This window comes from Streptomyces sp. M92 (assembly GCF_028473745.1).
Classification (GTDB): Bacteria; Actinomycetota; Actinomycetes; order Streptomycetales; family Streptomycetaceae; genus Streptomyces.
On sequence record NZ_CP101137.1, the window covers coordinates 1,547,927 to 1,574,780 of the forward strand.

23 protein-coding genes and 4 tRNA genes are annotated in these 26,854 nt (G+C 71.8%); 13 read left to right on the plus strand and 14 right to left on the minus strand.

Translation table 11 applies throughout. From position 1 onward, the window contains the following. The first annotated feature begins 5 nt into the window (after positions 1-5). Together M6G08_RS06935 and M6G08_RS06940 are read left to right on the plus strand one after the other, a co-directional pair. Positions 6-80, plus strand: a tRNA-Asp gene (locus tag M6G08_RS06935). Positions 81-370: 290 nt separating this feature from the next. Beyond that, a complete protein-coding gene (locus M6G08_RS06940; RefSeq protein WP_272586305.1) occupies positions 371-565 on the plus strand; it encodes a DUF6274 family protein in 195 nt (64 codons plus the stop codon). A gap of 453 nt (positions 566-1,018) precedes the next feature. On the opposite strand, the gene bldC is transcribed toward M6G08_RS06940, so the two are convergent. Both bldC and M6G08_RS06950 read right to left on the minus strand, forming a co-directional pair. After that, positions 1,019-1,225, minus strand: a complete 207-nt coding sequence (bldC, locus tag M6G08_RS06945; protein WP_003949541.1) for a developmental transcriptional regulator BldC — start codon at positions 1,223-1,225, stop codon at positions 1,019-1,021. 532 nt (positions 1,226-1,757) lie between these two features. Further along, a complete protein-coding gene (locus tag M6G08_RS06950; protein WP_272586306.1) occupies positions 1,758-2,609 on the minus strand; it encodes a DUF8083 family protein in 852 nt (283 codons plus the stop codon). A gap of 219 nt (positions 2,610-2,828) precedes the next feature. On the opposite strand from M6G08_RS06950, the gene M6G08_RS06955 reads away from it, so the two are divergent. Continuing rightward, positions 2,829-3,923 (plus strand): Leu/Phe/Val dehydrogenase, encoded by a 1,095-nt coding sequence (locus tag M6G08_RS06955; protein ID WP_272586307.1) that lies wholly within the window; start codon positions 2,829-2,831, stop codon positions 3,921-3,923. A 335-nt stretch (positions 3,924-4,258) separates the two neighbouring features. Beyond that, the gene (locus M6G08_RS06960; RefSeq protein ID WP_272586308.1) at positions 4,259-4,510 is read left to right on the plus strand and encodes a DUF3073 domain-containing protein; all 252 of its coding nucleotides are present in this window, start codon (positions 4,259-4,261) and stop codon (positions 4,508-4,510) included. A gap of 78 nt (positions 4,511-4,588) precedes the next feature. Here M6G08_RS06960 and purM read toward each other — a convergent pair whose 3' ends face one another. From purM to M6G08_RS06980, 4 genes are all read right to left on the minus strand, one after another. Then, on the minus strand, positions 4,589-5,656 hold the full coding sequence (gene purM, locus M6G08_RS06965; protein ID WP_272586309.1) for a phosphoribosylformylglycinamidine cyclo-ligase: 1,068 nt from the start codon (positions 5,654-5,656) through the stop codon (positions 4,589-4,591). Between the two features lie 45 nt (positions 5,657-5,701). Beyond that, complete coding sequence (gene purF, locus M6G08_RS06970; protein ID WP_272586310.1) at positions 5,702-7,228, minus strand: amidophosphoribosyltransferase; 1,527 nt, start codon at positions 7,226-7,228, stop codon at positions 5,702-5,704. Between the two features lie 62 nt (positions 7,229-7,290). Further along, the gene (locus tag M6G08_RS06975; protein ID WP_272586311.1) at positions 7,291-8,097 is read right to left on the minus strand and encodes an META domain-containing protein; all 807 of its coding nucleotides are present in this window, start codon (positions 8,095-8,097) and stop codon (positions 7,291-7,293) included. Positions 8,098-8,141: 44 nt separating this feature from the next. Beyond that, positions 8,142-8,939, minus strand: coding sequence for a maleylpyruvate isomerase family mycothiol-dependent enzyme (locus M6G08_RS06980; protein ID WP_272586312.1), 798 nt, complete (start codon positions 8,937-8,939; stop codon positions 8,142-8,144). A gap of 156 nt (positions 8,940-9,095) precedes the next feature. Here M6G08_RS06980 and M6G08_RS06985 point away from each other — a divergent pair, with 156 nt between their 5' ends. Beyond that, positions 9,096-9,680, plus strand: coding sequence for a Uma2 family endonuclease (locus tag M6G08_RS06985; RefSeq protein ID WP_272586313.1), 585 nt, complete (start codon positions 9,096-9,098; stop codon positions 9,678-9,680). Positions 9,681-9,733: 53 nt separating this feature from the next. Here the strand turns inward: M6G08_RS06985 and purL are convergent, their stop codons facing one another. The 3 genes from purL to purS are packed head-to-tail and all read right to left on the minus strand — an operon-like array spanning position 9,734 to position 12,938. Next, positions 9,734-11,992 carry a phosphoribosylformylglycinamidine synthase subunit PurL gene (purL, locus tag M6G08_RS06990; RefSeq protein ID WP_272586314.1) on the minus strand — a complete coding sequence of 753 codons (2,259 nt, stop codon included), beginning with the start codon at positions 11,990-11,992 and terminating at the stop codon, positions 9,734-9,736. Then, positions 11,989-12,669, minus strand: a complete 681-nt coding sequence (gene purQ, locus M6G08_RS06995; protein ID WP_272586315.1) for a phosphoribosylformylglycinamidine synthase subunit PurQ — start codon at positions 12,667-12,669, stop codon at positions 11,989-11,991. Before purQ ends, purL begins: the two co-directional genes overlap by 4 nt. Further along, a complete protein-coding gene (purS, locus tag M6G08_RS07000) occupies positions 12,666-12,938 on the minus strand; it encodes a phosphoribosylformylglycinamidine synthase subunit PurS (protein ID WP_073725854.1) in 273 nt (90 codons plus the stop codon). The genes purQ and purS overlap by 4 nt, the downstream gene beginning before the upstream one ends. A 349-nt stretch (positions 12,939-13,287) precedes the next feature. Between purS and M6G08_RS07005 the strand changes: the two genes are divergently transcribed. From M6G08_RS07005 to M6G08_RS07040, 8 genes are all read left to right on the plus strand, one after another. Next, positions 13,288-13,605, plus strand: a complete 318-nt coding sequence (locus M6G08_RS07005) for a histone-like nucleoid-structuring protein Lsr2 (RefSeq protein ID WP_272586316.1) — start codon at positions 13,288-13,290, stop codon at positions 13,603-13,605. Positions 13,606-13,756: 151 nt separating this feature from the next. After that, positions 13,757-13,828, plus strand: a tRNA-Gly gene (locus M6G08_RS07010). Between the two features lie 80 nt (positions 13,829-13,908). Then, positions 13,909-13,981: transfer RNA gene (locus M6G08_RS07015), tRNA-Gly, on the plus strand. A 146-nt stretch (positions 13,982-14,127) separates the two neighbouring features. Continuing rightward, the gene (locus tag M6G08_RS07020; protein WP_272586317.1) at positions 14,128-15,138 is read left to right on the plus strand and encodes an ABC transporter ATP-binding protein; all 1,011 of its coding nucleotides are present in this window, start codon (positions 14,128-14,130) and stop codon (positions 15,136-15,138) included. Beyond that, a complete protein-coding gene (locus M6G08_RS07025) occupies positions 15,135-15,950 on the plus strand; it encodes an ABC transporter permease (RefSeq protein WP_272586318.1) in 816 nt (271 codons plus the stop codon). The genes M6G08_RS07020 and M6G08_RS07025 overlap by 4 nt, the downstream gene beginning before the upstream one ends. Positions 15,951-15,979: 29 nt before the next feature. After that, positions 15,980-17,230, plus strand: a complete 1,251-nt coding sequence (locus M6G08_RS07030; protein ID WP_272586319.1) for a sensor histidine kinase — start codon at positions 15,980-15,982, stop codon at positions 17,228-17,230. 2 nt (positions 17,231-17,232) lie between these two features. Continuing rightward, positions 17,233-17,841, plus strand: coding sequence for a response regulator transcription factor (locus M6G08_RS07035; RefSeq protein WP_217248849.1), 609 nt, complete (start codon positions 17,233-17,235; stop codon positions 17,839-17,841). A gap of 37 nt (positions 17,842-17,878) precedes the next feature. Continuing rightward, a tRNA-Gly gene (locus tag M6G08_RS07040) sits at positions 17,879-17,954 on the plus strand. 52 nt (positions 17,955-18,006) lie between these two features. Here the strand turns inward: M6G08_RS07040 and M6G08_RS07045 are convergent. From M6G08_RS07045 to M6G08_RS07065, 5 genes are all read right to left on the minus strand, one after another. Further along, positions 18,007-18,906, minus strand: coding sequence for a phosphoribosylaminoimidazolesuccinocarboxamide synthase (locus tag M6G08_RS07045; RefSeq protein WP_272586320.1), 900 nt, complete (start codon positions 18,904-18,906; stop codon positions 18,007-18,009). Between the two features lie 88 nt (positions 18,907-18,994). Further along, positions 18,995-20,506 (minus strand): N,N-dimethylformamidase beta subunit family domain-containing protein, encoded by a 1,512-nt coding sequence (locus tag M6G08_RS07050; protein ID WP_272586321.1) that lies wholly within the window; start codon positions 20,504-20,506, stop codon positions 18,995-18,997. Between the two features lie 454 nt (positions 20,507-20,960). Beyond that, on the minus strand, positions 20,961-22,799 hold the full coding sequence (locus M6G08_RS07055) for a M48 family metalloprotease (protein WP_272586322.1): 1,839 nt from the start codon (positions 22,797-22,799) through the stop codon (positions 20,961-20,963). 323 nt (positions 22,800-23,122) lie between these two features. Continuing rightward, positions 23,123-24,373, minus strand: coding sequence for a phosphoribosylamine--glycine ligase (gene purD / locus M6G08_RS07060; protein WP_272586323.1), 1,251 nt, complete (start codon positions 24,371-24,373; stop codon positions 23,123-23,125). Positions 24,374-24,471: 98 nt separating this feature from the next. After that, entirely contained in the window at positions 24,472-26,811 is a 2,340-nt protein-coding gene (locus tag M6G08_RS07065; RefSeq protein WP_272586324.1) for a DNA polymerase III subunit gamma and tau, read from the minus strand. Positions 26,812-26,854 lie beyond the last annotated feature (43 nt).

Genomic DNA, 26,854 nt, shown 5'->3' on the forward strand with positions numbered 1-26,854 from the left:
AACCTGGTCCTGTGGAGCAGTTTGGAGTGCTCGCCACCCTGTCAAGGTGGAGGCCGCGGGTTCAAATCCCGTCAGGACCGCAGCAGAAAGACCCGCACCCATCGGTGCGGGTCTTTCCTCGTCTCCCCGCCCGCAAGTACGAGTGCGCGCCGCGCCGTCAGAACAGCGGACGGGACAGCTCGCCCTCCAAGCCGGTGACGAACCAGTACGGGCCCCATTCTCGTGCGGGCCTCTTCTCGTGCTCCCCCGACGCGTTCCGCCCCACGCTCACCAAAAGGCTCCCAGCGCCCCTCTCCCGGCCTTGACGGCGTCACATTCGCTCGGTACTCCAAAGACAGGGAACGTCCCCGCACGGCCCCGGAGGTGGCGTATGGCGGCATCGGTCAGGCACGAGACGCGGGCCCTGCTCCGCGCGCACTTGTCGGCCGCGACGTCCTACCGTCATCTGACGCGCCACTGTCCGATCTGCCACCGGCTGCTGCGGCTGGCACTGGACTCACCCGCCCCCCAGTCCCCGACGAGCCGTCAAGAGGGCGCCGAGAGCGAGACCGCGTCCCCGGCGTGAGGTCCGCCGGCCCCAACGCCCTTGCCACACCGGCCTTCTGGAGCGCGGGCCTCCATTAACGCACCCGTGCCGCACCCAACAAGCACCGCGCGCTGTGACGGGTGTCACCGCATGAGTTTTTGAAACCGCGGCACTTACGGCTCCCCTACAACTGGTCAATTTAATATGTGCAATTGCACCGCTCCCCCCAGTCTCCCCGCAGTCCCCCCGCAGCCCCCGCACAGCCGTTCCGACACCTCTCCCCAGACTCCGACAAGGGCGCTCACAGAGGGCGGCACACGACCCCTCACCAGGCACAGGACCGCACAAAAAAGAGATCGCGCTGGACCCGGCGGAGTCCAGCGCGATCGACGACGCACCCCTGTTGGGGCAGGAACGGCGTCGTGTGGAGCTGTGGTTCCGAGCTCCTCGGCGGGTTGGGGGACCTGCCGTTTTGCCCGGTTATTCAGTTGTTCAGGCCTCGCTGCGCTGCTGCGGGATGCCCGCGAGCAGGGCGCGGACCTCGGCCTCGCGGTAGCGGCGATGCCCGCCGAGCGTGCGGATCGACGTGAGCTTGCCGGCCTTCGCCCAGCGCGTGACCGTCTTCGGGTCGACGCGGAACATGGTGGCGACCTCAGCCGGGGTCAGCAGCGGCTCGGCATCAGGGGTGCGAGCGGTCATGAGCGGCCTCCTCGGGAGAACCGAACCTTCTCGGTTCTTTCCTCTAAATTCTGCACCTTGACCCGCGTTGCCCGGAATGAGAGACGCGAGTCGAGTCGGTTATAGGACGAACGGCTTGTCCTCGGCACTACAACTACACCATCTGTCCAGCCGCGTCGGCCAAACCGATGGAATTGCCCTCCCAGGTGTTCATCAGCGACGGAAGCCGATGGACCATGCCATAGCGGACAGTCACGCCACTGTGACGATCAGTCACATGACGATCAGGCGTCACCAGACCCCCCAAAGCGTGCAAACCCAGGATTCCGCCCACAGTGCATCACAATGGGACGGATCGAGCCCTCCCCGGGCTCCTTGTCCTATTTTGGCATGAGGAGGGGGAACGGGCGCAAGAGTGATGTACGTGCGGTCCGTCACGCTTGACTCATACGCCCGGATCGGGACCTACGTCCCTTGTCGACAAAAGATCAGCCCACACCGGGCGAGTGTCGGATCGGAAGACGAAACCTCACATCGGGCGGTACGTCAAACGTCAGTTCGCCGACCGGCGGTCCCGGACCGCGCGCCAGCGCTCCACCAGCCGCCCGTACGCCGCCCCCGCCGCGGCCCCGTCGCCGTGCCGCAGCGCATCGATGCCCTCGGCCACGTCCGCCGCGGAGTGGTCGTCCTCCAACTCACCGGCGGGCACGGCGTGCACGAGCCCTCCGTAGTCCAGCTCGACCAGGGAGCGCGGGTGGAACTCCTCCAGCCAGCGCCCCACGTCCACCAGGCCGTCGATGAGCGGCCCCTCGTCCACGGCCTCCTTGAGCGCCCGCAGCCCCCGCGCCACCCGTCGGCGGGCCTGCACCATCGGCGTCCGGTAGCGCAGCACCGGCGCGGCACCGCCGTCCCCGTCACCGCCCCTGTCGTACTCCCGCTCGGCGTCGGAGACCAGCACGAACCAGTTGATCGGCACCTGCCAGGTGGCGGTGCGGATCCAGGGGCGGGCGTCCGGGTTGCGCTCCAGCCACCGTTCGTAGTCCTGGGCGCTCTGGCGGCGTACGACCGGGGGGAGCAGGGCGTCCAGCACCGGCTCCGGGAAGTCCTCGGCCAGCTCGCCCAGGGCCTGCCAGCCGCGCAGCCGGGTCCGCCAGGGGCAGACGCAGACCACGCCGTCGACCTCGGTCACGAAGGCGTCGGCGCTCTCGTGCACCGGCACCGCGACGGGCGGGGTGGGCAGCAGGTCGGACAGGGAGCGGCGCAACTCGTCCTGGTAGGAGGGCAGGTCGGTGCGGCGGGCGTAACGGGTCCAGTGGGCGCGCTCGTCGTCGGGGAACGCGGCCAGCGGCTCGTACACGCGCAGATACGCCGCGTAGGGGACGATCACCGAGGACACCTTGCGCACGCCTGCTCCCTCCCCCGCGCACCGCCCCGAAAACCTGCCGGAACCGATCACAAACGCGCGGGAACCTCGGCAAATCGTCGCACGCCCGTACTCCGTGCGGAGGTGATCCTGAGCACTGTACGGCGGGGGGACGCCTCCAGGCTCTAATCTCATGCCACAGTCCCCGCCACCCCTTGGGGACAGGTCTCCACCCGCCGCAACTACACAGGAGTCACCACCGTGACCGACGTAACCGGCGCACCTGCTGATGTACTGCACACCCTGTTCCACTCGGACCAGGGGGGACATGAGCAGGTCGTGCTCTGCCAGGACCGCGCCAGCGGCCTCAAGGCCGTCATCGCCATCCACTCCACCGCCCTGGGCCCCGCGCTGGGCGGTACGCGCTTCTACCCGTACGCGAACGAGGCGGACGCCGTCGCCGACGCGCTGAACCTCGCGCGCGGGATGTCGTACAAGAACGCCATGGCCGGCCTCGAGCACGGCGGCGGCAAGGCCGTGATCATCGGCGACCCGGAGCAGGTCAAGAGCGAGGAACTGCTGCTCGCCTACGGCCGCTTCGTCGCCTCGCTCGGCGGCCGCTACGTCACCGCCTGCGACGTCGGCACCTACGTCGCCGACATGGACGTCGTGGCCCGCGAGTGCCGCTGGACGACCGGCCGCTCCCCGGAGAACGGCGGCGCCGGCGACTCCTCCGTCCTCACCTCCTTCGGCGTCTACCAGGGCATGCGGGCCGCCGCCCAGCACCTGTGGGGCGACCCGACGCTGCGCGACCGCACCGTCGGCATCGCGGGCGTCGGCAAGGTCGGCCACCACCTGGTCGAGCACCTGCTCGCCGAGGGGGCGCACGTCGTCGTCACCGACGTACGCAAGGACGTCGTGCGCTCCATCACCGAGCGGCACCCGTCGGTCGTGGCCGTCGCCGACACGGACGCGCTGATCCGGGTGGAGAACCTGGACATCTACGCCCCGTGCGCGCTCGGCGGCGCGCTCGACGACGACACCGTGCCGGTCCTGACCGCCAAGGTGGTGTGCGGCGCCGCCAACAACCAGCTCGCCCACCCGGGTGTGGAGAAGGACCTCGCCGATCGCGGCATCCTCTACGCGCCGGACTACGTGGTGAACGCCGGCGGGGTCATCCAGGTCGCCGACGAGCTGCACGGCTTCGACTTCGACCGGTGCAAGGCGCAGGCCGCGAAGATCTACGACACCACGCTGGCCATATTCGCACGTGCGAAGGAAGACGGAATTCCGCCGGCCGCCGCGGCCGACCGGATCGCCGAGCAGCGGATGGCGGAGGCCCGGACCCGTCGGTGACCGGGCGGTGACCGCGGGGCACCTCGACGGTGATCCGGGCGGCCGGTATTCGAATGTGTGAGCGGTACCCGCCGGGAGGCGGTTGGAGAGAACTCTCACTTATCCCGGCGGGTCGACCGTCGAAAGGTGGTTAAAATCGCCCTTGACCAGCGAGGACGGGGCGCCTCGACGGTCCTGGACGTGGTCACGTCCTGCGGGCGACGTACCGTATGGGCGTGGGCTCAGGTACCGTGGAAGCCCTACGGACCGGTCTCTCCACGGAGAGCCCGTTCCGGACCATGAACGCGTGTCAAGACTCTGGGGCCGTCGAGCCCCGTCGTTGAGGGGGTCGAGCCATGGGGCGCGGCCGGGCCAAGGCCAAGCAGACGAAGGTCGCCCGCCAGCTGAAGTACAACAGCGGTGGGACTGATCTCTCCCGCCTGGCCGAGGAGCTGGGCGCATCGCCGTCGAATGCCCAACCGCCGAATGGCGGGCCATTCGAGGACGATGAGCAAGAGGATGACGTGTACGCGAAGTACGCCGACCTCTACGAGGACGACGACGAGGACGAGGACGGCCAGTCCCCGCAGCAACGTCGCGGCGCTTGACCTCGCACTGAACACCCGCCCGGTCGGTGACTCAGGTCACCGACCGGGTGTTGTGCTACCCGCGGGTACCGCAGCGGCTCAGGCGGCGTAGTCGCCGACGAGGGCCGCGCCGGTCCCGTGGTCGCCGCGGTCGGTGATCTCGCCGGCCACCCAGGCGTCCACGCCGCGGTCGGCCAGGGTCGCCAGTGCCACGTCCGTCGACTCCTCGGGCACGATCGCGATCATGCCCACACCCATGTTCAGGGTCTTCTCCAGCTCCAGGCGCTCGACCTTGCCGGTCGTCCCGACCAGGTCGAAGATCGCGCCCGGGGTCCAGGTGGAGCGGTCGACGGTCGCGTGCAGGCCGTCCGGGATCACCCGGGCCAGGTTGGCGGCGAGTCCGCCGCCGGTGACGTGGCTGAAGGCGTGGACCTCGGTGGTGCGGGTGAGGGCCAGGCAGTCCAGGGAGTAGATCTTGGTGGGCTCCAGCAGCTCCTCGCCGAGGGTGCGGCCGAGGCCGTCCAGGTGGGCGTCGAGCGACAGGCCCGCCTCGTTCAGCAGGACGTGGCGGACGAGCGAGTACCCGTTCGAGTGAAGACCGGAGGCGGCCATGGCGACGACCGCGTCACCCTTGCGGATGCGGTCGGGGCCCAGCAGCCGGTCGGCCTCCACGGCGCCCGTACCGGCGCCGGCGACGTCGAAGTCGTCCGCGCCGAGCAGGCCCGGGTGCTCGGCGGTCTCGCCGCCGACCAGGGCGCACCCGGCCAGGACGCAGCCCTCGGCGATGCCCTTCACGATCGCGGCGACGCGCTCGGGGTGGACCTTGCCGACGCAGATGTAGTCGGTCATGAACAGCGGCTCGGCGCCGCAGACCACGATGTCGTCCATGACCATGGCGACCAGGTCGTGGCCGATGGTGTCGTAGACGCCCAGCCGGCGCGCGATGTCGACCTTGGTGCCGACGCCGTCGGTGGCGGAGGCGAGCAGGGGACGCTCGTAGTTCTTGAGGGCGGAGGCGTCGAAGAGGCCGGCGAAGCCGCCGAGGCCGCCGAGGAGCTCGGGGCGCTGCGTCTTCTTCACCCATTCCTTCATGAGCTCGACGGCGCGGTCGCCCGCCTCGATGTCGACGCCCGCGGCTGCGTAGCTGGCACCAGTTGTGTCAGACATGACGATGAGAACCTTTGTGTCGTACGGCAGGTGGTGCGGGCGGCGCTACGGGCGACGGATGGCGTCGGCGGCGGCCGTCGCGGCGGGCCCGGCGGCCAGCTCGGTCTCCAGGAGCTGCTTGCCGAGCAGCTCGGGGTCGGGAAGCTCCATCGGGTACTCGCCGTCGAAGCAGGCGCGGCACAGGTTCGGCTTGGCGATGGTGGTCGCCTCGATCATGCCGTCGATGGAGATGTACGCCAGGGAGTCGGCGCCGAGCGAGGTGCCGATCTCGTCGATGCTCATGCCGTTGGCGATGAGCTCGGCGCGGGTGGCGAAGTCGATGCCGAAGAAGCAGGGCCACTTCACCGGCGGGGAGGAGATCCGGATGTGGACCTCGGCGGCGCCGGCCTCGCGGAGCATGCGGACCAGGGCCCGCTGGGTGTTGCCGCGGACGATGGAGTCGTCGACGACGACCAGCCGCTTGCCCTTGATGACTTCCTTCAGCGGGTTCAGCTTCAGACGGATGCCGAGCTGGCGGATGGTCTGCGAGGGCTGGATGAAGGTGCGGCCGACGTAGGCGTTCTTCACCAGGCCGTTGCCGAAGGGGATGCCGGAGGCCTCGGCGTACCCGATCGCGGCGGGCGTGCCGGACTCCGGGGTCGCTATGACCAGGTCGGCGTCTGCGGGGGCCTCCTTGGCCAGCTTGCGGCCCATCTCGACGCGGGAGAGGTACACGTTCCGGCCGGCGATGTCGGTGTCTGGGCGGGCCAGGTACACGTACTCGAAGACGCAGCCCTTGGGCTTCGCTTCCGCGAATCGCGAAGTGCGCAGGCCGTTCTCGTCGATGGCGACGAACTCGCCCGGCTCGATCTCGCGGACGTACGCGGCACCGCAGATGTCCAGGGCGGCGGACTCGGAGGCGACCACCCAGCCGCGCTCCAGCCGGCCGAGGACCAGCGGGCGGATGCCCTGCGGGTCGCGGGCGGCGTAGAGGGTGTGCTCGTCCATGAAGACGAGGGAGAAGGCGCCCATGACCTGGGGAAGCACCCGGTGGGCGGCCTCCTCGATGGTCAGCGGCTTGCCGTCGTCGTCGACCTGGGCCGCGAGCAGCGCGGTCAGCAGGTCGGTGTCGTTGGTCGCCGCGACCCGCGTGGAGCGGCCGTCCTGCTTGGGCAGGTCGGCGACCAGCTCGGCGAGCTGGGCGGTGTTGACGAGGTTGCCGTTGTGCCCGAGCGCGATGGAGCCCTGCGCGGTGGCGCGGAACGTCGGCTGGGCGTTCTCCCACACGGAGGCACCGGTGGTCGAGTAGCGGGCGTGACCGACCGCGATGTGACCCTGGAGCGAACCGAGCGAGGTCTCGTCGAAGACCTGGGACACCAGGCCCATGTCCTTGAAGACGAGGATCTGGGAGCCGTTGCTGACCGCGATTCCCGCGGATTCCTGACCCCGATGCTGGAGGGCGTAGAGCCCGAAGTACGTGAGCTTTGCGACCTCTTCACCCGGAGCCCAGACACCGAAGACGCCGCAAGCGTCCTGGGGGCCCTTCTCGCCGGGAAGCAGATCGTGATTGAGTCGACCGTCACCACGTGGCACGCCTCCGAGTGTAGGCGAGGTCGACCACTGGTCCGAATTGGGGACAACGGCTCACGCGGGGATCACTGATCGGCCCAGGCCTTGAGGCTCTTTCCGTCTTCCCTGGTCAGCGTCAGGCTTCCATGATCGATGCGGTATTCGACCCGGCCCTCGAAGAAGCCCAGGATCCGCTTCTCGGCGTCCATGAGTGAGCCTTCGCACATCATTCGGGTCGTCGCCGGGGCGCCCAGGGTGATGTGGCCGTCGCCGACCGTGGCCTTCGCGTTGACGTGGTTGCAGGGGAGGCGGCCCGCGACGGTCTTCGCGTCCTTGTCGAAGGTGAGGTGGGCGCTGCCCTCGTGACCGGGGGTCGTGACGGTCCACTTCGTGCCGTACAGGGGCGCGTCCTTCGGTTTGCTGAGGCGGACGGTGTCGCCGTCGGCGGTGGTGAGGGTCAGGCGGTCGCCCTCGGTCCTGGCGGTCAGGTCGGTGGTGAGGGCCCGTCCCAGGGACTTCTCGAAGTCCGGGGGCGTGTCCGTACAGCCCTTCTCGGTGAACATGGCGTCGCTGAACCGGATGCGCTCGCCGTCGATGTGGGCGCGGGCGCTGAAGGTGTTGCAGCCGGTGCTGCCGGACGCCTCACCGCCGTCGTCGATCCGGACCCGCGCGGAGTCGGGTGCCTGGTGGGTGGCGCCGTCCACGGTGAGGGAGTCGATGCTCCACCGCACGCCGGTGACGGGTGTGCCGGCGCCGACGGAGCCGCTGCCGCCGTCGGCCTTCTCGGTGCCGCAGGCCGCGGCGAGCGGCACGAGCACGGCTGCGGCGGCCACGGTCAGGGGCTTGGCGCGGCCGGTCAGGAGGACGCTGCGCTGCTGCTTCTGCCTGTACATGCCGATTCGACGGAGGCGCGGAGGATCTGGTTCCCCTCTTCCGCTCACCTGAGCAACGGCAGCAGGCCCCCCAGGTCGGCCCGCTCTCCGCTCGCGCTCACCTTCGCCTCGGCCACGGCGTCCTCCCAGGCCAGCCGCCCGGCCGCCAGCCGCATCCAGGTCAGCGGGTCGGTCTCGACGACGTTCGGCGGGGTGCCCCGGGTGTGCCGCAGCCCCTCGACGCACTGCACGACGGCGTACGGCGGGACGCGCACCTCTGTCGAGCCGCCGGGCGCCGTCGCGGCGAGCGCGTCCGCGAGCAGCCGGGTCGCGGCGGCCAGCGCCTGCCGGTCGTACGGGATGTCGAGGCCGGGCACGGCGGCGTTCAGGTCGTCGGTGTGGACGACCAGCTCGACGGTGCGGGTGACGACGTAGTCGGCCAGCGGGAGGGCGCCGGCGCCGGTGGGCAGCAGCCGGGTGCCGGGGTGGGTGTCGAGGCGGTCGGTGAAGCGGCGCTCGACGTCGGCGAGGTGGGCGTCGAGGTCGGGGTGCTCGGCCGCCAGGCGCCGGGCGGTGGCGGCGATGGCGTCCGCGTCGGCGGCGATCGCGAACGGCCAGTCGAGCAGCCGCCCGTCCTGCCGCGCGGGCTCGGGCTCGTCCAGCAGCCGGTTCACGGCGGTCAGCGCCATCCCGACGTGCGCCACCAGCTCCCGCACGGTCCAGCCCCCGAGCCGGGTCGGCAGGGCGAGCTGCTCGGGCGTGAGGGTGCGTACGGCGGCCCGTACGTTGCCGAACTGGGCCAGTACGGCAGCGCGGGTGCGTGCGGGGTCGTAGGCGCGGGGGCGTTTCCTGGCGGGCGGCATGACGGTGAGCCTAGGCGAGCCCGGGGTCCGTGCCGTACGCCCGGGGACCGGGGCGACGACACGACCGTCACTCGTATGTGTGTCTGACCGTGAAAGCCCGGACCGGCGCCCCGCGCAGCCCGGAAACACTGGTCCGCGCCTGGAAGGAGGTGCAACATGACGGTTATGGCCGAGCACACGTCTCAGATGTCGGTGGACGAGTTCGAAACGATCGCGTCCGCCGCTCCCGAGACCGTCACGTTGGAGTTCATCGACGGACGGATCGAGGTCAAGCCGGTGACGGACGGGGACCACAACAGCATCGTGTCCTGGCTGGCCAAGCGCTGTATGCAGTCGCGGCCGGACCTGGACCTGTACCAAACGCAGGGGCTACGGGTCGATGCGTACCGGCAGAGCAGGGCGCGGCCGGACGCCGTTCTCGCTCCCGAGGCCCACTTCGCGGGACACGGCGAATGGGCCGAACCGGACGGCGCCCTCATGGTCGTCGAGGTCACGTCGTACGACTCGGACACGGACCGGCGGGACCGGCACGAGAAGCCTGCCGCGTACGGGCAGGCGGGGATTCCCGTGTACCTGCTGATCGACCGGGACACCTGCACGGTGACGGTACACAGCCGCCCGAACCGACGAGTCGGTGGCTATCGCGACATCCGTCTCACGGATTTCGGCGAGACAGTGGTCCTCCCCGACCCGGTCGGCATCGAACTCGACACGGAGGTCCTCAAGAACTACGTCCGCTGAGGCGACGAGGTCCCGCCCGGACAGCCGGACGGGACCTCGACCGCACAGACCCGCTACGCGAGCAGCGCCGGGATCGTGCGCTCGTGGACCTCGCGCAGCTCGGTCAGGGAGAGAGTGAACTCGCCCTGAACCTCCACCGCGTCCCCGTCCACGACGCCGATGCGGGTGGTCGGCAGGCCCCGCGCGCCGCACATGTCGTTGAAGCGGACCTCCTCCGAGCGCGGGACGGCGACGACCGCGCGGCCCGCCGACTCCGAGAAGAGGAAGGTGAAGGCGTCCAGCCCGTCCGGTACGACCAGCCGCGCGCCCTTGCCGCCGAGCAGCGCCGACTCGACGACCGCCTGGACCAGACCGCCGTCGGACAGGTCGTGCGCGGAGTCGATCATGCCGTCGCGGGAGGCGGAGATCAGGATCTCGCCGAGGAGGCGTTCGCGCTCCAGGTCGACCTTCGGCGGCAGGCCGCCGAGGTGGTCGTGGATCACCTGGGACCAGGCCGAGCCGCCGAACTCCTCACGGGTGTCGCCGAGGAGGTACAGCAGCTGGCCCTCCTCCTGGAAGGCGACCGGCGTGCGGCGGGCCACGTCGTCGATGACGCCGAGGACCGCGACCACCGGGGTGGGGTGGATGGCGGCCTCGCCGGTCTGGTTGTAGAGGGAGACGTTGCCGCCGGTGACCGGGGTGCCGAGCTGCCGGCAGCCGTCGGCCAGGCCGCGCACGGCCTCCGCGAACTGCCACATGACCGCCGGGTCCTCCGGCGAACCGAAGTTCAGGCAGTCGGAGACCGCCAGCGGCTTCGCGCCGGTCGTGGCGACGTTGCGGTACGCCTCCGCCAGGGCGAGCTGCGCGCCCGTGTACGGGTCGAGCTTGGCGTAGCGGCCGTTGCCGTCGGTGGCGATGGCGACGCCGAGGCCGCTCTCCTCGTCCACGCGGATCATGCCCGAGTCCTCGGGCTGGGCGAGGACGGTGTTGCCCTGCACGAAGTGGTCGTACTGCTGGGTGATCCACTGCTTGGACGCCTGGTTGGGCGAGCCGACCAGCTTCAGGACCTGGTCCTTGAGCTGCTCGCTCGTCTCCGGCCGGGGCAGCTTGTTCGCGTCGTCGGCCTGGAGCTCGTCCTGCCAGGACGGGCGGGCGAAGGGGCGCTCGTAGACCGGGCCCTCGTGCGCGACCGTGCGCGGGTCGACGTCGACGATCTTGCCGCCGTGCCAGTAGATCTCCAGGCGGTCGCCGTCGGTCACCTCACCGATGACGGTGGCGATGACGTCCCACTTCTCGCAGATCTCCAGGAAACGGTCGACCTTGCCGGGCTCGACCACCGCGCACATGCGCTCCTGCGACTCGCTCATGAGGATTTCCTCGGGCGAGAGGGTGGAGTCGCGCAGCGGAACGTCGTCCAGGGTGACGCGCATGCCGCCGGAACCGTTCGACGCCAGCTCGGACGTGGCGCAGGACAGGCCCGCCGCGCCCAGGTCCTGGATGCCGACGACCAGCTTCTCCTGGAACGCCTCCAGGGTGCACTCGATGAGGAGCTTCTCCTGGAAGGGGTCGCCGACCTGGACGGCGGGGCGCTTCGACGGCTTCGCGTCGTCGAAGGTCTCACTCGCCAGGATCGACGCGCCGCCGATGCCGTCGCCGCCGGTGCGGGCGCCGTACAGGATGACCTTGTTGCCCGCGCCGGACGCCTTGGCGAGGTGGATGTCCTCGTGCCGCATCACGCCGATGGCACCGGCGTTGACCAGCGGGTTGCCCTGGTAGCAGGCGTCGAAGACGACCTCGCCGCCGATGTTGGGCAGGCCCAGGCAGTTGCCGTAGCCGCCGATGCCGGCGACGACGCCCGGGAGGACGCGCTTGGTGTCGGGGTGGTCGGCGGCGCCGAAGCGGAGCGGGTCCACGACCGCGACCGGGCGCGCGCCCATCGCGATGATGTCGCGGACGATGCCGCCGACGCCGGTCGCGGCGCCCTGGTAGGGCTCCACGTACGACGGGTGGTTGTGCGACTCGACCTTGAAGGTGACCGCGTAGCCCTGGCCGACGTCGACGACACCGGCGTTCTCGCCGATGCCGACGAGCATCGCGTCGGACTCGGGGGCCTTCTCGCCGAACTGGCGCAGGTGGACCTTGCTGCTCTTGTACGAGCAGTGCTCGGACCACATCACGGAGTACATGGCCAGCTCAGCGCCGGTGGGGCGGCGGCCGAGGATCTCCACGACCCTCTCGTACTCGTCCTTCTTCAGGCCCAGCTCGGCCCAGGGCAGCTCGACGTCGGGGGTCTCGGCCGCGTGCTCGACCGTGTCCAGAGGCGTCCGGCTCATGCGTTGACCAGCTTCTTGAGGATCGAGGTGAAGAACGGGAGACCGTCGGTGCGGCCGGTGCCGATCAGCGGCTCGACGGCGTGCTCGGGGTGCGGCATGAGGCCGACGACGTTCCCGGCGGCGTTGGTGATGCCGGCGATGTCGTTGAGCGAGCCGTTGGGGTTCATGTCCAGGTAACGGAAGGCGACCCGGCCCTCGGCCTCCAGCTCGTCCAGCGTCCGCCGGTCGGCGACGTAGCGCCCGTCCATGTTCTTCAGCGGGATGTGGATCTCCTGGCCCGCGGTGTAGTCGCTGGTCCAGGCGGTGCCCGCGTTCTCCACCCGCAGCTTCTGGTCGCGGCAGATGAAGTGCAGGTGATCGTTGCCCAGCATGCCGCCGGGGAGCAGGTGCGCCTCGGTGAGGATCTGGAAGCCGTTGCAGATGCCGAGGACGGGGAGCCCGGCCCTGGCCTGGTCGATGACGGTGTCCATCACCGGCGAGAAGCGCGCGATGGCACCGGCGCGCAGATAGTCGCCGTACGAGAAACCACCGCAGAGCACCACGGCGTCGACCTGCTTGAGGTCCTTGTCCTTGTGCCAGAGGGCGACGGGTTCCGCGCCGGCGACGCGGATCGCGCGCTGCGTGTCGCGGTCGTCGAGAGAGCCGGGGAAAGTGACGACGCCAATACGAGCGGTCACTTCGCGGCCTCCGCGACTACGTCCTCGGACTCGACCTTGACGGTGAAGTCCTCGATCACGGTGTTCGCGAGGAAGGATTCCGCAAGATCATGGATGCGGGCGAGGGCGGCGTCGTCGACCGGCCCGTCCACTTCCAGTTCGAATCGCTTTCCCTGACGGACGTCCGAGATCCCTTCGAAACCCAGTCGCGGCAGTGCGCGCTGCACCGCCTGGCCCTGGGGGTCGAGGATCTCCGGCTTGAGCATGACGTCGACTACGACGCGTGCCACTGGCACTCCCGGTGTGTGGTGCTGAGCAGGTTCCTTCAGACTACCCGTACAAAATTTCTACGCGCGTAGCCTTGGAGGAATCTACGTGAGCCCAGTCACGATCGGGTATCGGAAGGGGGTCGCCACGAAAAGCTTCGGGAAAGATCCCGGATCAACCCCCGACACCTATTGCGCACAGACACGCTGAGAGATTTAGTCGGGCTTCCCATTGCAATGCCGGGCACTGTACAAATGAAATGTCATTAGCCGATACTTTGCCCAATTACAGGCGAACAGTCGGCATCATCGCGGCGTCTTGGCACGTTCGGGCACGTCATCGCGGAGATGCCGCACGAAGGGACCGATATTCGTGGCGCAGCGTGTCGTGGTCACTCTCTTTGACGACATCGACGGCTCGGAAGCGGCGGAGACGATCGCCTTCGGAGTCGACGGCCGGATGTACGAGATCGACCTGAACGAAGCCAATGCCCGGAAACTCCGCACGGCCCTCGAGCCGTACGTGTCGGCCGGCCGCAAGCGGTCCCGGTCCGGCAAGACGTACCGGCAGACGGAGGTCGCCCCCGACCCGGCGGCGGTCCGCGCGTGGGCGCAGGCGAACAAGATGGACGTGCCCGCGCGGGGCCGGATCCCGAAGCGGGTGTACGAGGCGTTCGCCGCGGCGCAGTGAGCCGCCCGGGCCAGGGGCCGCCCCGGCCAGGAGGGGCCGACGGGCGCTCAGCCGCCCCTCGCGGCAACCGACTTGCGCGACACCCCGGGTGATCAGCTAAAGTCTGGAGCACGCCGAGGGGCGAGGCCGAAGGGCCCAGCTCACGGAACACGCGGGTGTAGTTCAGTAGTAGAACATCCCCCTTCCAGGGGGAAGGCGCAGTGTGCAATTCCTGTCACCCGCTCTGCACCGCCGTACCGACCACTCGATTGGATCAGGTAGGCTGGTGCTCGCACCGATCGGTGAAGGCCGGTCGGGGGCAATGCGGACGTAGCTCAGTTGGTAGAGCGCAACCTTGCCAAGGTTGAGGTCGCGAGTTCGAGCCTCGTCGTCCGCTCGGGAATCAGACCCCGGTCCTCCGTGGACCGGGGTCTTTTCGTGCGTCCGCGCGACTCCCTCGGGCGGCCGCCGTCTGACATTTGTCATGCCCGGTGATGACGGCCCGCACTGTTCCCGCCCCCGGGCCCCCGGGATGCTTGAGGCATGCGATCAAACGGACACGAACACGTGATTGAGGTCACCGACCTGCGGCGTGTGTACGGGGGCGGGTTCGAGGCCGTGCGGGGGGTCGACTTCTCCGTGCGCCGCGGTGAGGTCTTCGCACTGCTCGGCACCAACGGCGCCGGCAAGACGTCCACGGTCGAGCTGCTGGAGGGCCTCGCCCCTCCGGCGGGCGGGCGGGTGCGCGTCCTCGGGCACGACCCGTACACCGAGCGGGCCGCCGTACGCCCCCGCACCGGGGTGATGCTCCAGGAGGGCGGCTTCCCGTCCGAGCTGACCGTCGCGGAGACCGCGCGGATGTGGGCTGGGTGCGTGAGCGGGGCCCGTCCGCCGGCCGAGGTGCTTTCCCTGGTCGGGCTGGAGACGAAGGCGGACGTCCGCGTGAAGCAGCTCTCCGGGGGCCAGCGGCGCCGCCTGGACCTGGCGCTCGCGCTGCTCGGCGACCCCGAGGTGCTCTTCCTCGACGAGCCCAGCACCGGACTGGACGCCGAAGGCCGCCGGGCGACCTGGGAGTTGGTGAGCGCGCTGCGCGACGCCGGTACGACGGTGCTGCTGACCACGCACTACCTGGAGGAGGCCGAGAACCTCGCCGACCGGCTCGCGATCATGCACGAGGGCCGGATCGCCGCCACCGGCACCCCGGCGGAGGTGACCGCCTCGCAGCCGTCCCGGATCACCTTCGAACTGCCCGACGGCTACTTCGTGGGCGACCTGCCGCCCCTGGGCGAACTGGGCGTGAGCGACCACGAGGTGGACGGCCGGCTGATCCGGCTCCGCACCTGCGAGCTCCAGCGCGCGGCCACCGGGCTGCTGACCTGGGCCGAACGGGCCGGCGTCGAGCTGCGCCGGCTGGACGTGCGGTCGGCGTCCCTGGAGGAGGCGTTCCTGCGGATCGCGAAGGAGGCCTCCGGGAAGGACGCCTCCGCGCGGAGCGCTTCCGCGCAGGCCGCCGACGCCTCCGACGCCACGACGAAGAAGGAGTACGCGGCATGAGCGCCACGGAGACCAAGACCCCCGCGGCGCGCGCCGCCAAGGGCCCGGCCACCACACCGATGAGCCGGATGACGGCGCTCGCCCGCGCCGAAATGACCCTGCTGGGACGGAACAAGGGCACCGTCTTCGCCTCGCTGTTCGTGCCGCTGGTGCTGCCGCTCAGCGTGTACTCGGCGTCCCAGGAGATGGACCTCGCCGAGGTCGGGCTGACCCCCGGCATGCTGGTGCTGCCCGCCGCGGTCGGCTTCTCCCTGCTGTTCGCCGTCTACTCCTCCCTCGTCGGCGTCTTCGTCGTCCGGCGCGAGGAGCTCGTCCTCAAGCGGCTGCGCACCGGCGAACTCCGGGACGTCGAGATCCTCAGCGGCTCCGCGATGCCGGCCGTGCTCGCCGGACTCGTGCAGAGCCTGCTGCTCGCCGTGGGCTGTGCCGTCCTGCTGGACCTGTCCACGCCGTCCGCGCCCCACCTCGCCGTGCTCGGTCTGCTGCTGGGCCTCGTGATGTGCGCCGCGCTCGCCGCCGTCACCGCGAGTTTCACCCGTACCGGGGAGAGCGCGCAGGTCACACCGCTGCCGTTCACGTTCGTCTCGATGATCGGCTCCGGCATGTTCGTACCGCTGGACCTCTTCCCCGACCAGGTGGCCTCCGTCTGCGAGCTGCTGCCGCTGACGCCCGTCGTCACCCTGGTCCGCGGCGGCTGGGCCGGCGACCTCTCGGCCGCCGAGGCGCTGGGCGCCGTGGCGACGGCGGTGGCCTGGACCGTGGTCGCGGTGTTTGCTGTACGGCGGCGGTTCCGGTGGGAGCCGCGGCACTGACGAGCGGGGCGAACGGGATGAGCGAGGGCATGCGCAGGCCGAGGCGCTGGTGGGGGCGGAAGAGCACGCCGGCGAAGGTGGAGACGTACACCCGGTGGTCGTTCCACTTCTTCGGGCTCGCGGAGATCGCCGCCGCAGGGGTGTCCGCGTTCAGTCAGGTCGACGCGCGGCTCGCGGCCGTGCTCTTCCTGGCGGTCACCGCACACGCCGTCGTCCTCATGGTGGTCGCGTCCCGGACCCTGGACTGGGAGCTCGGCCTGCGGAAGAAGCCCGTGCGACCGCTGTGGGTCCTCGCCGTCCTCACCATGGTGATCGCAGCCGCCGCACTGACCTTCGCCAAGCGCGGGCCGGACAACGACGCCGCCGCCGCGGCGGCGGGTGGCGTCTTCGGGTGTGTCGTGACCATCGGATCCGGTGTCCTCGCCCTCGGGGTGCGCAGCCACCGGCACACCGCCGCGCTCGTGCTCGGTGTCGCGACCGGAACCGGAGCCCTGTCGCTCGTGCTGGGCGCTCCGGTCCCCGCCGCTCTGTTCACCGCGGGCGTGGTGCTCGTGGGCGGCGGCTTCATCTCCTTCACCTGCGTGTTCTCCGTGTGGCTGCTCAACGCGGTATACCAGCTCGACGAGGCGCGGGAGACCCGCGCCCGGCTCGCCGTCGCCGAGGAGCGGCTGCGGTTCGGCCGCGACCTGCACGACGTGATGGGACGGAACCTGGCGGTGATCGCCCTCAAGAGCGAACTGGCCGTCCAGCTGTCCCGGCGCGGCCGGTCCGAGGCGGTGGAGCAGATGATCGAGGTGCAGCGCATCGCCCAGGAGTCGCAGCGGGAGGTCCGGGACGTCGTGCGCGGCTACCGGGAGGCCGCCCTGGAGGTCGAGCTCGCCGGTGCCCGGGGCGTGCTCTCGGCGGCCGGCATCGACGCGGTGGTCACCGGCGAGACGGCCGGGCTGCCCCCCGAGGTCCAGTCGGCGCTCGGCTGGGTGGTGCGGGAGGCGACGACCAACGTGCTGCGGCACGGGAACGCGCAGAAGTGTGCCGTCGCGGTACGAGTTTCGGAGGGACGTGCGGTGCTGACGGTGGAGAACGACGGCGTGGCGGAGGTGACCGACGACGGCGGTGCCGCGCGGCCGGGCGGCTCCGGGCTCGCGGGACTGCGGGAGCGGCTGGCCGCCGTGGACGGCACGCTGGAGGCCGGGAGCGCGGGCAAGGGCGTGTTCCGGCTGAGGGCCGAGGTCCCGCTGCCCGCGTCCGCCGGGGCGGGCGTGCTGGAGGCCGCGTCGTGACGATGCCCGTACGCGTGCTGCTCGCCGACGACGAGCACCTCATCCGCGGGGCGCTGGCCGCCCTGCTCTCCCTGGAGGAGGACCTCACCGTGGTCGCCGAGGCGGCCACCGGGCCGGAGGCGCTGGCGATGGCGCGGGCCCACGAACCGGACGTCGCCGTACTGGATCTCCAGATGCCCGGCGCGGACGGTGTGAAGGTCGCCACATCGCTGCGGGCCGAGCTGCCCGCCTGCCGGGTGCTGATCGTGACCAGCCACGGGCGGCCCGGCCATCTGAAACGGGCGCTCGCGGCGGGGGTGCGCGGCTTCGTGCCCAAGACGGTCAGCGCCCAGCGGCTCGCCGAGCTGATCCGCACCGTGCACGCCGGAAACCGTTACGTCGACCCCGAGTTGGCGGCCGACGCGATCTCCGCCGGGGACTCGCCGCTGACCGCGCGGGAGGCCGAGGTGCTGGAGCACGCCGCCGACGGGGCGCCCGTCGCGGAGATCGCCGAGCGGGCCGCGCTCGCCGAGGGCACCGTGCGGAACTACCTGTCGTCGGCCGCGAGCAAGCTCGGCGCGGAGAACCGGCACGCGGCGGTGCGGCTCGCGAGGGAGCGGGGTTGGGTATAGTGGCTGTCGCGCCACGGGGAAACCCACGGCGCGGAGTGCGAACGTAGCTCAGTTGGTAGAGCGCAACCTTGCCAAGGTTGAGGTCGCGAGTTCGAACCTCGTCGTTCGCTCCATGTGAGGAAGCCCCCGGTCCGGCCGGGGGCTTCTTCGTGTCTGCGGTCCGTTCTACGACCAGCTGAGGCCGGTCAGGCGCTCGTAGGCCTCCACGTACTTGGCGCGGGTGGCGTCCACGACCTGCCGGGGCAGCGGCGGCGGGGGCCGCTCGCTCTTCCGGTCCCAGCCGGACTCCGCCGAGGTCAGCCAGTCCCGGACGAACTGCTTGTCGTACGACGGCTGCGCGCGGCCCGGCCGCCACTGGTCGGCCGGCCAGAAGCGGGAGGAGTCCGGGGTGAGCACCTCGTCGGCGAGGATCAGGTCGTCGCCGTCGAGGCCGAACTCGAACTTGGTGTCGGCCAGCACGATGCCGCGTTCGCGGGCGACGTCCCGGGCGCGGGAGTAGACGGCGAGGGTGGCCTGGCGCAGGCGGGCCGCGGTGTCCGCGCCGACCTGATGGGCGACCTGCTCGTAGGAGACGTTCTCGTCGTGCTCGCCGACCTCCGCCTTGGTGGCCGGGGTGAAGATCGGGGCGGGCAGCTCCGAGCCGTCGACGAGGCCCTCGGGCAGCGCGAGGCCGCAGACGGTACGGGTCTCGTCGTACTCGGCCAGCCCGGAGCCGGTGAGGTAGCCGCGGGCCACGCACTCCACGGGGACCATCCGCAGCGACTTGCAGACCAGGGCGCGGCCCTCCCAGTCGGCGGGGGCGCCCGGGGGCAGCTCGGTGCTCAGGACGTGGTTCGGGACCAGGTCGGCGAGTTGCTCGAACCACCACAGGGAGAGCTGGGTGAGGACCCGGCCCTTGTCGGGGATCTCGGTCGGCAGCACCCAGTCGTAGGCGGAGATGCGGTCGCTGGCGACCATCACGAGGTCGCCCGCCTCGTTCTGGTACAGCTCGCGCACCTTGCCGGTGTGCAGATGCACCAGACCCGGAACCTGGAGCGGCTCGGGCTTTTCGACGAATCCGGACACGGTTCCTCCCCGTGGTTCTGTCCAATGCTCTGATTGTCCCGTACGTCGCGGGGAAGGGGGACGGCGGGGCGGTGGGGGCCGGGGTCGGTCAGTCCCGTTTGCAGATGCGGTCCAGGAGGTTGGCGGTGGCCCGCTGGACGCGCGGGTCGACGTGGCCCGGGCGGTCCAGGGCCGGGGACCAGGCGAACGTCCCGGACGCGAAGACCCAGGCGCCCGACGGCGCCCGGTACAGCGATGTCTCCTGGTGGCGGCGGGCGCCGTCCGCGTCGGTGTAGGGGCTGTGCGCCAGCAGGACCCGCTCGTCGTGCTCGGGGAGCGGGGCGCGCGGGAAGTAGCGGTCGGCCTCGCCGGCGACCAGGTCCTCGATCTCGTCGCCCTCGTGGGCGCCGGTCGCCTCCCACAGCCAGTGCCCGGCGTTGCGGACGATCATCGGGTGGGGCTCGGGGACGCGGCCGGCGTACTGGATGCCGAGGAGCTGCTGCTCGGGCCGGTCGATCTCCCGCCACAGCACCGGCTTGCCCGGCCCCTTGCGCTTGCGGCAGGTCAGCAGGCGGTCGGGGGCGCCGGACGGGGACGGGCCGAGCTCCACCTGCCAGTACATGGTGTTGGCGGAGAGGAAGACCAGGGAGGTGCCGTGCTCGCGGGCGAGTTCCGTGGTCCGGCGCATCGGGACGGACCAGTACTCGTCGTGCCCGGGGAAGACCAGGCCCCGGTAGCGGGAGGGGTCGATGCGGCCGGAGTGCAGGTCGCGGGCGTCGGCGTAGGCGAGGTCGTAGCCGTAGCGCTCGGCGAAGCGGATGAAATCGTAGGCGTGGCCGACGTGCAGGGGGAGCCCGGCGCCCGCGTACGGACGGTCGAAGGAGACGGTCGTCGCGGCGTCCGCCTCGCCCAGCAGGCGGCCCTCCTCGTCCCAGGCGTGGTACAGGCTGGCGCCGGTGCGGCCGTCCTCCGGGTAGAGGTTGTACGCCTGCCAGGTGACGTCCGGCAGGAGGAGCAGCAGGTCGGCGGGGTGGCTGTCGCGGACCGTGAACGGCACGTGGGAACGGTGGCCGTCGGCGGTGGTCAGGACGGCGACGTACGCGCCGATGTTCCAGTACGACGGGATCTGCAGCCGCCAGGACAGCCACCAGTGGTGGCAGGAGACCGTGCGGTCGGCGGTGAGCGGCGAGGGCTGGACGATGCCGGACAGCCGGGGGCTGGTGGTGATCTTGGCGGCGCCGTCACCGCCGTAGTGGCCGATGCGGTAGACGTCGACGCTGAACTCCTGCGGCGGGTCGACCGTGATGTGGAAGTCGATGGCCTCGCCGGGGGCGGCGGCTCCGGTGGCGGTGAAGCCCTTGATCTGGCGGCGGACGTCGTCGGCGGCGCGCGGGCCGCCGCCGTCGGTGCGCCACTCGCGGTACCTGGTGCCGGGCGGGCCCGGTGTGCCGTCCGTGTCCGGTGCGGCGTCCGGGTCCGCGTACCAGGCGACGACCTGGCCGGTGTCGCCGAAGTACGTCTCGCCGCCGCGCAGCCAGGGGACGGGCCCCTGTCCGAAGGGGTCCGTGACGGCGTGCGCGAGTGCGCCGGACTCCCAGCGGCGGATCTGCTCGGGCCCCATGGGACAGCCCCCTCCCTCGTGCCCCCGTGGTCGTGCGTATGACGAACGCCTTTGCCATGTGCGCGATCGGTCCCAGCACATCACATTTCGCGCGCGCGCTGTCACTGTTCGTCGCGAAGTGGCCGAAAGTGGAATTCAGAGGTCCGCTTTGAATGGGACGGGACGGGGCGGGGCGGCGACGAGGTGTCGCCGGTGCGCGAGGGCGATGTCTGGGGTTCGGGGCGAGGTCCGGCCGGGTCAGGGTGGGGTCCGGGCCCGGTCCGGGTCGGGGTCCGGGTCCGGTCCGGGTCCGGTCCGGGTCAGACGAGGGCGGGGCGGGGCGGTGACGAGGTGTCGCCGGTGCGCGAGGGCGATGTCTGGGATCCGGGGCAGGGTCCGGTCCAGGTCAGGTGGGGTCCGGGCCGGGTCCGGGTCCGGGCCCGGTCCCGGGTCCGGGTCCGGGTCCGGGTCCGGGTCAGACGAGGCGTACCGGCTTCTCGGGGCGCACGCCGAGTTCGGCCAGCCAGGTGCGCAGCGGGTCCGGGTCGCCGGTCTCCACGAGGCTGCGGACGTGGGGGGCCAGGTCGGTGGCCCGGGCGCCGTCGACCAGGAGGGACGGTCCGTCGAGCCAGTCGAGGCCGGGGGCCGCGCCGGCGGTGTCCATCGCCGAACAGCACACCATCGCGGTGATGTGGGCGGTGAGGATCTCGCGTCCGGTTCGCGGGGGCTGCAAGGGGAGGAGGGGGAGTGCGCGGTCGTCCCAGAGAGCGGTGTCCGGGGCCACCGGTCCGGCGTCCGCCCCGGAGGAAGCGGTCGGTACCTGGGCTCCGGAGGGCTGTGCCCGTGCCTCCTCGCGGGCCAGCTCGGCACTGAGCCCGGCGGCGAGGGCGGCACCGCGGGAGGTGGTGCCGGCGAGGTCGTCATCGTCGTCGGGGGTGAGGGTGATGCCGGTGTCGCCGGTGTCGATGTCGGTGCCGGACTCGGTCGCCGGGTCTCCCGTACGGGCGGGGCCGTCCGGGGACGTGGTCGTGAGGTGGTCCAGGACGCGGGACAGGGTCGGGCCGTCCGTGCCCGGTGCTGCGGCTCCCTCAGCGGCGCGGCGGACACCCAGGGTGTCGAGGACGCGGTGCAGGCGGGCGGCGTCCGTGCGCCAGGTCCGGTCGACGACCTCCTCGGAATACTCCTCCCACCCGACCGGCGCCCAGTCCGGGCCGGTCTCGGCGGGTCCACCGTGGAAGAGGCGCGCGGCCAGGAGCGAGACCGCCTCGTCCACCGCCCCGGGCTCCTCCAGCAGATCGCAGGCGGGACGCTCGCCGAGGCGGGAGGCGAAGCCCTCGGCCAGCCGGTCCCGGCGGGACAGCTCCGTGAGCGCGGCGACGACGCCCACGTCCAGCCGGGAGGGCCAGCGGCCCATCCGCCAGGCGGGCAGCGCGACCCGGGTCAGCAGCCGGTCCCAGCCCGCGTAGGCGAGCCCGACCTGCTCCTGCGCGACGATCCGCAGACCGTAGTCCACAGCCTGTGCACGCTCCGCGGCGGCCGCGGCGACCCCGCGCTCCATCTCGGCCACGTGCACCCGGCAGCTGCGCAGCAGGAGCCGGGACACCCAGCCGAGGCCCGCGCCGACCGCACGGGACAGCGGCCCCCGCCCGACGTCCGACGCCGCCGCCACCGCCGCGTCCAGGCCCCGTATGAAACGGCGGGCCGCGGCTATGTCGGGGTGGGCGGAGGGCCCCGTGCCGGCGACGACCGGGGCGAGGACGGCGCGCAGCTCTCCCACCCGCATCCACCACAGGAAGGGCGAGCCGATGACGAGGACGGGCGCGGAGGCACTCCGGCGCCGGGCGGGTCCGCCCGGTCCGGGCACGTCGTCGTGCTCCTGGGCGGACGGCGGACCGTGGGCCGGGTGGTTGCGGTCCTCCAGCCAGCTGTCGCAGTCCGGGGTGAGGGCTATCGCGGAGGGGGCGGGGACGTCGAGCCGGTCGGCCAGGTCGCGGACCATCCGGTAGAGGTCGGGGGCCGACTCCTCGGCGACCGCGACCGTCGGCGTGACGGCGGGCCGGGAGCGAGTGACGACCAGGGCGACCGCGGCGGCGGCCGCCAGGACGAGGAGCGCGAGCACGGACACGGCCCAGCGGACGGCGTCCCAGCCCCCGCCCACCAGGTGCCCGGTCCAGCCGCCCGCCAGCAGGATCACGGCGGCGGCAGCGGGCAACAGGGCGACGGCGAGCGCCCGGCCGCGGATGCGCAGCACGGCCAACGCCCGGGAACGCGCGGCCTGCGCTCCCAGCTCCACTCCACCACCGATACCGGTCACGACCGGACCTCACCCCCTCCTCGCTGTCCTGTCCGTCCAGGGCTGTCCTGCTGCTCTCCCGCTCTTGCTCACTCACCCCACTGTGGCACCCGCCACTGACATCGCAATGCCGGTGGGCCAAGTGCCGGACGCTTGCGCGGCACCCTAGTTGGGGGTCGTGCACCCGTCAGCCGTATAGCCCATCGGTCACTCGATGGAATGGCTTTGGGGAAAGGTGGGTGACAGACGGCAAGGGTCAGGCCCCGGCTCCTGAGACGGAGCCGGGGCCTGTCGGGTTCGCGGTTCGCGGTTCGCGGTTCGCGGTTCGCGGTTCGCGGTGCGGGTTACGCGCCCGCCGCCTTCGCCGCGATGTCCGTGCGGTGCTGGGAGCCGTCGAGGCCGATGCGGGCGACGGCCCGGTACGCGCGGTCGCGGGCCTCGGTGAGGTCGGTCCCGGTGGCGGTGACGGACAGGACGCGGCCGCCGGCGCTGACGACCGCGTCGCCCTCGCGCCGGGTGCCGGCGTGCAGGACGTAGGCGTGCGGGGCGTCCTGGGCGGCGACCTCGTCGAGGCCGGTGATGGGGTCACCGGTGCGCGGGGTGCCGGGGTAGTTGTGGGAGGCGACGACAACGGTGACGGCCGCGTCGTCGCTCCAGCGCAGCGGCTCCAGGTCGGCGAGGTTGCCGGTGGCGGCGGCCATCAGCAGACCGGCGAGCGGGGTCCGCAGCCGGGCCAGCACGACCTGGGTCTCGGGGTCGCCGAAGCGGGCGTTGAACTCGATCACGCGGACGCCGCGCGAGGTGATCGCCAGACCGGCGTACAGCAGCCCGGAGAACGGGGTGCCGCGTCGGCGCATCTCGTCGACGGTCGGCTGGAGGACGCTCTCGACGACCTCGTCGACCAGCTTGGGGTCGGCCCACGGCAGCGGCGAGTACGCGCCCATGCCGCCGGTGTTGGGGCCCTCGTCGCCGTCGAGGGCGCGCTTGAAGTCCTGGGCGGGCTGGAGCGGGCGGACGTTCTCGCCGTCGGTGATGGCGAAGAGGGAGACCTCGGGGCCGTCCAGGTACTCCTCGATGACGACGCGGTCGCAGGCCTGCGCGTGCGCGCGGGCGGCCTCGACGTCGTCGGTGACGACGACGCCCTTGCCGGCGGCGAGCCCGTCGTCCTTCACCACGTAGGGGGCGCCGAAGGCGTCCAGGGCCGCGTCGACCTCGTCGGCGTTCGTGCAGACGTACGAGCGGGCCGTGGGCACGCCGGCGGCGGCCATGACGTCCTTGGCGAAGGCCTTGGAGCCCTCGAGCCGCGCGGCCTGTCCGGAGGGGCCGAAGACCGGGATGCCCGCCTCGCGCACGGCGTCGGCGACCCCGGCGACGAGGGGCGCCTCGGGCCCGACGACAACCAGTTCGGCACCGAGCCGGGTGGCGAGCGCGGTGACGGCCGCACCGTCGAGGGCGTCGACCTGGTGCAGTTCGGCGACCTCGGCGATACCGGCGTTGCCGGGTGCGCAGTGCAGCGCGGTGACGTCGGGGTCGAGGGACAGGGAACGGCACAGGGCGTGTTCGCGGGCGCCGCCGCCGATGACAAGGACCTTCACGGGGGTCAGCCTAATGGGAACGGGCCGATGTGCTTTGTGCGGGCTTCCGAAGGGGCGGGACGCGGAGGGTTGTACCTTCCTCCAGCGCCACTCCGCCCCTACTCGTTCGCGATCTCCTCGACCACGGTCGCCCCCAGCTCCCGTACCAGCAGTTCCTTGCCGGAGAGGGCCGACTCGTCCAGGTCGGGGTCGTCGTCCTCGGGAATGTCGTCCTCGGGGGAGATCGGTCGCGGCTCGGGCGCCGGGGGTCTGGGCGCGGGAGCGGGTGCGGCGGGCGGGGTGGACGAGGGGGCCTGGGCGGACGGCGCGGGGCCCGGAGGCCGGGCGGCGGGCGAGGGCTCCGACGGGCGCGGCGCGGACGCACCGCCACCGAAGCCGCCACCACCTCCGCCGCCGGTGTTCCCGAAGCCGCCGGTGCCACCGCCGGGACCGCCGTATCCACCGCCGGGACCGCCGTGTCCACCGGCGGGTCCGGACGGGGCCGCCGGTGCCGAGCCGCCCGACGGATCGACGACCGCCTCGATCTTCCACTGCACGTTGAACTGCTCGGCCAGAGCCTGCCGCAGTACGTCCTCGCTGCCGCTGCTCAGGAAGTTGTCGCGGGCCCCCGCGTTGACGAAGCCGACCTGGAGGGTGGTGCCGTCGAAACCGGTCACCTGGGCGTTCTGGCTGAGCAGGATCCAGGTGAACCGGCGACGGTTCTTCACCGCCTCCAGGATGTTGGGCCAGAGCTGGCGGGGGTCCACGCCGGAGCCCGGGGGCGGGGCGGCGGGTGCGGCGGCGGCCGGCGCGGGTGCCGGAGCAGCGGCCGGAGGCGCGGCGGGGCCGGGTGCGTCCGAGGTACGGGGCTGTCCGCCGCCCGCGGGTGCCGCGGTGGGCCACCCTCCGGGCCGCCGTCCGCCACCCGCGGGCGTCGCGGTCGGCCACGCACCGGGCGCGGGCGACGAGGCGGGCGGAGCGGCGTCGGGCTCGGGAGCCGGCGCGGGAGGGGAGGCAGGGGCAGGAGCGGGAGCAGGAGCGGGAGCAGGAGTGGGAGCGGTCTGCGGCGAGCCGCCGCCCCCGAGGGAGTGGCCGGCACCGCCGCCACCGGCGGTCGGCTCTGGGGCCGGCCCGCCCCCGGCCCCACGCACCGCCGCCCGCGCGGCGGCGGGCCCGCCGCCCGGCGGAACCGGAGCGACGGGAGCGGAAGGAGCGGAAGCAGTGGGTGCCGCGGCGCCTCCGTGCGCCTCGGGCCCGGGTACGTACCCCATGGCGGGCGCGCCCGCACCCGCCGAGAACTGCACGCCACGCTCGATGCGGTCCAGCCGCGCCATCACCGAACGCTCGTCGCCGTACGCGGCGGGCAGCAGCACGCGCGCGCAGATCAGCTCCAGCTGGAGACGGGGCGAGTGGGCGCCCCGCATCTCGGTGAGCCCCTCGTTGACGATGTCGGCGGCGCGGCTCAACTCGGCGGCGCCGAAGGAACCCGCCTGGGCCTGCATCCGCTCCAGGACGTCGGCGGGGGCGTCGATGAGCCCCTTCTCCGCGGCGTCGGGCACGGCGGCGAGGATCACCAGGTCACGCAGGCGCTCCAGCAGGTCGGTGACGAAGCGCCGCGGGTCGTTGCCGCTCTCGATCACCCGGTCGACGACCTCGAAGGCGGCCGAGCCGTCCCCTGTGACGAACGCCTCGACGACGGAGTCGAGCAGCGAGCCGTCCGTGTAGCCGAGCAGGGCGGTCGTCATGTCGTACGTCACACCGTCGGCACCGGCACCCGCGAGCAGCTGGTCCATGACGGACATGGAGTCCCGGACCGACCCCGCGCCGGCCCGCACCACCAGGGGCAGCACACCGTCCTCGACCGGGATCTCCTCCCTGCCGCAGACCTCGCCGAGGTAGTCGCGCAGGGTGCCGGGCGGCACGAGACGGAAGGGGTAGTGGTGGGTCCGCGACCGGATGGTGCCGATGACCTTCTCGGGCTCGGTGGTGGCGAAGATGAACTTGAGGTGCTCCGGGGGCTCCTCGACGACCTTCAGCAGGGCGTTGAAGCCCTGCGGCGAGACCATGTGGGCCTCGTCGATGATGTAGATCTTGTACCGGCTGGAGGCGGGCCCGAAGAACGCCTTCTCCCGCAGGTCACGCGCGTCGTCCACGCCTCCGTGGGAGGCGGCGTCGATCTCGATGACGTCGATGGAGCCCGGGCCGTTCCTGGCGAGGTCGCGGCAGGACTGACACTCGCCGCACGGGGTCGGCGTGGGGCCCTGCTCGCAGTTCAGACAGCGCGCCAGGATGCGGGCGCTGGTCGTCTTGCCGCAGCCGCGCGGCCCGCTGAACAGGTACGCGTGATTGACCCGGTTGTTCCGCAGCGCCTGCTGCAACGGGTCGGTGACATGCCCCTGACCGATGACCTCGGCGAAGGACTCCGGGCGGTAACGGCGGTAGAGCGCGAGAGACGACACGCATACGAGGTTATAGGCGACCACCGACAACCGGTCCGCCCCG

Bases quoted from the DNA above. Each gene is read 5' to 3' on its own strand.
- M6G08_RS06940 (WP_272586305.1), top strand. From the start codon at position 371: ATGGCGGCATCGGTCAGGCACGAGACGCGGGCCCTGCTCCGCGCGCAC.
- bldC (WP_003949541.1), bottom strand. From the start codon at position 1,225: ATGACCGCTCGCACCCCTGATGCCGAGCCGCTGCTGACCCCGGCTGAG.
- M6G08_RS06960 (WP_272586308.1), top strand. From the start codon at position 4,259: ATGGGGCGCGGCCGGGCCAAGGCCAAGCAGACGAAGGTCGCCCGCCAG.
- purM (WP_272586309.1), bottom strand. From the start codon at position 5,656: ATGTCTGACACAACTGGTGCCAGCTACGCAGCCGCGGGCGTCGACATC.
- M6G08_RS06975 (WP_272586311.1), bottom strand. From the start codon at position 8,097: ATGTACAGGCAGAAGCAGCAGCGCAGCGTCCTCCTGACCGGCCGCGCC.
- M6G08_RS06980 (WP_272586312.1), bottom strand. From the start codon at position 8,939: ATGCCGCCCGCCAGGAAACGCCCCCGCGCCTACGACCCCGCACGCACC.
- M6G08_RS06985 (WP_272586313.1), top strand. From the start codon at position 9,096: ATGACGGTTATGGCCGAGCACACGTCTCAGATGTCGGTGGACGAGTTC.
- purL (WP_272586314.1), bottom strand. From the start codon at position 11,992: ATGAGCCGGACGCCTCTGGACACGGTCGAGCACGCGGCCGAGACCCCC.
- M6G08_RS07020 (WP_272586317.1), top strand. From the start codon at position 14,128: ATGCGATCAAACGGACACGAACACGTGATTGAGGTCACCGACCTGCGG.
- M6G08_RS07025 (WP_272586318.1), top strand. From the start codon at position 15,135: ATGAGCGCCACGGAGACCAAGACCCCCGCGGCGCGCGCCGCCAAGGGC.
- M6G08_RS07030 (WP_272586319.1), top strand. From the start codon at position 15,980: ATGCGCAGGCCGAGGCGCTGGTGGGGGCGGAAGAGCACGCCGGCGAAG.
- M6G08_RS07035 (WP_217248849.1), top strand. From the start codon at position 17,233: ATGCCCGTACGCGTGCTGCTCGCCGACGACGAGCACCTCATCCGCGGG.
- M6G08_RS07050 (WP_272586321.1), bottom strand. From the start codon at position 20,506: ATGGGGCCCGAGCAGATCCGCCGCTGGGAGTCCGGCGCACTCGCGCAC.